The sequence below is a fragment of the Peribacillus sp. NPDC058002 genome, from assembly GCF_042886655.1.
GTDB classification, from domain to species: Bacteria; Bacillota; Bacilli; order Bacillales; family DSM-1321; genus Peribacillus; species Peribacillus aracenensis.
In genome coordinates, this window is record NZ_JBHVQU010000399.1 from 1 (window position 1) to 2,363 (window position 2,363).

General features: G+C 35.4%; 3 protein-coding genes and 1 pseudogene. All 4 read right to left on the reverse strand.

All coding sequences use genetic code 11. The features are described from left to right. Positions 1–770: 770 nt before the first annotated feature. Entirely contained in the window at positions 771–920 is a 150-nt protein-coding gene (locus tag ACFVSH_RS25545) for a hypothetical protein (protein WP_387604187.1), read from the reverse strand. Positions 921–1,239: 319 nt separating this feature from the next. After that, positions 1,240–1,524, reverse strand: a complete 285-nt coding sequence (gene qoxD / locus ACFVSH_RS25550) for a cytochrome aa3 quinol oxidase subunit IV (RefSeq protein ID WP_192205165.1) — start codon at positions 1,522–1,524, stop codon at positions 1,240–1,242. 2 nt (positions 1,525–1,526) lie between these two features. Beyond that, on the reverse strand, positions 1,527–2,123 hold the full coding sequence (qoxC, locus tag ACFVSH_RS25555; protein WP_098369342.1) for a cytochrome aa3 quinol oxidase subunit III: 597 nt from the start codon (positions 2,121–2,123) through the stop codon (positions 1,527–1,529). After that, positions 2,114–2,363: pseudogene (locus ACFVSH_RS25560) on the reverse strand (cytochrome ubiquinol oxidase subunit I); the annotation flags it as partial. The gene qoxC and the pseudogene ACFVSH_RS25560, both read right to left, overlap by 10 nt.

A 2,363-nucleotide genomic window follows, 5' to 3' on the forward strand; every position in this document is an offset into this window, starting at 1 on the left:
ATATTGATTACATCCTTTTAAAGAATTTTTTTACTTTAAGGACTTAGTTCTTCATGATTCGATAAAGGAAACGAAGTGCTTCAATCTTGTTTAACCTAATGCCCCGTCCCTTAACAAATACACTAAGCATGTTCTGTCATGCCGCTTGGATGGGGGAATTTCTCCAAAACCTCATTATCCAATTTACCAGCAGGCTTTCATTTTGCAAAAGGGAAAAATCGCCTTCAACTAAGAAAGGAATAGTGGTTTTCACTGTTCTGTCTAAAATGAGGGGATATTTTTATTTATGGAAACGTGAATGCACCCTGCAGCTAAGTTAAAGTAATTACGTTTCAACAGTCTTTCATGTTCATTAGCTCACTATACAAAGGTAAGGACGTCATTTTTATTGTAGTCTTTTCTAAAGAAAACATGTCGAAAAGAAGCCAGTGGACACATGGTTGTTCCACTGACTACTTAGTTATTTTGCTAGCTCACTTTAATAATCAAAAATAAATGAAAAAGCAAGTAAAGAATAATCACCTCTACTTCCTTTCAATTGAACTCTATTGTTAGTTTTATTATTTTTTGCTTTTATTTGCTGTAAAAAATCCAGTCTTTTCACTATCGCCTTACACCTACCCATTCTTACGATTAGTATGAAGAACATATAACTCACGAGTAGGATTTTCACGATGAAGTTCTTGATAAGCTTTCATTGCATCAGGAGAAATAGGAAATTTCTTTTTGGTACTCTTCCCACCCATCAAACACCCTGCCAGTACTTTTCCTTAATGGTTTATTAAACATTTTTTCACTTGATGGCCATCTGAATCCGCACTATCAGTGGCTATTTCCCCTAGCAATTCGCTTGTATCTGTCACTAAAGAATCGATTTCTCCGTTAGAAAATGAAAGAATCATTTTACTTTTACCACTCATTAGTTAGATTCCATAAGAGGTACTTCTGACAAAACAATAAATCCATTAGAGTAAAGTATATTATTTAATATCAATAGTGAGAATGTTAAAACATGGAGATCCAATAGCTAAGACTGAATTCTCATTGGGGTTGGAAATAATCTTAAAAGGGAATGACAAAATCCGTACCCCTTAAATGAAGGTCGCTTTTTAAAATTGGAATTTATCAGCAGTTATATTGCGATAGGGCATTATAAGCTTTTCCCTATTCATTGCTCATTGTTCCTACTTCAACTTCAATTACTCATCATACGCCTACTGATTCCCGAGCTGTTTCATATCAATAAAAACCCCAGACCATACACAGTATTGTACCGAAGACAGTTATTAGAGCCAGTAATATGGCGCAATATAGTGTCATAAAAATTGATTTGCTATCATCAGTTTCACGAGCATGCATAAATACAACAAGTTGAACAGCTGCTTGTATGAATGCTGTCAATATAAAAATCGTCATGCCTGTTGCTTTTGACATATTGAAGAAGTAAACCAAAAGAGCTACAAATGTCAAAATCAATGAAAATACAAAACCCCATATTTGTTTAGCCGGGAATAATTCCTTCATGTTTATGTCATTCCTTTCATGTAGATAAAGGTGAAGATGAAGATCCAAACGATATCTAAGAAATGCCAGTAAAGAGAGAAAATGAAGGATTTATTGGCTGTTTCAGGTGTCAACCCGCGTTTTTTCACTTGAAGGATAATAAATAACCCCCAGAAAAGCCCTAATGTAACATGTGCTCCATGTGTCCCTAATGTTGTAAAGAGCATCGATGTAAATGCACTAGTTTGCAGTGTAGCTCCTTCGCGATAATAGGTAATGAACTCAGTAATTTCAAATCCTAAGAATCCTAATCCAAGAAGAAGAGTGATTACGAAGAATGTCAACATGGCTTTCTTGTTGCCAAGTCGCATGGCATGAATTCCAAGCCCGATGACAAAACTGCTTGTTAAGAGCAAAAATGTTTCAGCAAGTACTGGAGTGATTTCAAAAATTTCTGCTCCAGTAGGACCGTTACCCGTACGATCAACTAATGTAAAATATGATGCAAAGAGTGTTGCAAAAAGCATAATTTCGGCTCCAAGAAAAATCCAGAAGCCTAAAATATTCAGACGATTTTGTTCCGTACTATATTCAAGAGGTTGCGAGTGATCTATTTCCATTTATTAACACCCCTAAATTTTGCTTCTGTCTCTTTAATTTCTTCTACAGAAATGTAATGACCATGATCTATTTCGAATGAACGATGAGCCATGCAAACAAAGATACCGATTAACCCAATAATCGCAAGAAACCATATGCTGAATACTAACGCAAATCCAAAGACAAAGAAGATACAGGACATGATAAACGGTACGCCGCTGTTATTGGGCATATGAATTTTTTCATACTCACCCTTGAAT

Excerpts from the sequence above, each read along its gene's own strand:
- qoxC (WP_098369342.1), bottom strand. The coding sequence starts at position 2,123 with ATGGAAATAGATCACTCGCAACCTCTTGAATATAGTACGGAACAAAAT.
- qoxD (WP_192205165.1), bottom strand. The coding sequence starts at position 1,524 with ATGAAGGAATTATTCCCGGCTAAACAAATATGGGGTTTTGTATTTTCA.
- ACFVSH_RS25545 (WP_387604187.1), bottom strand. The coding sequence starts at position 920 with ATGAGTGGTAAAAGTAAAATGATTCTTTCATTTTCTAACGGAGAAATC.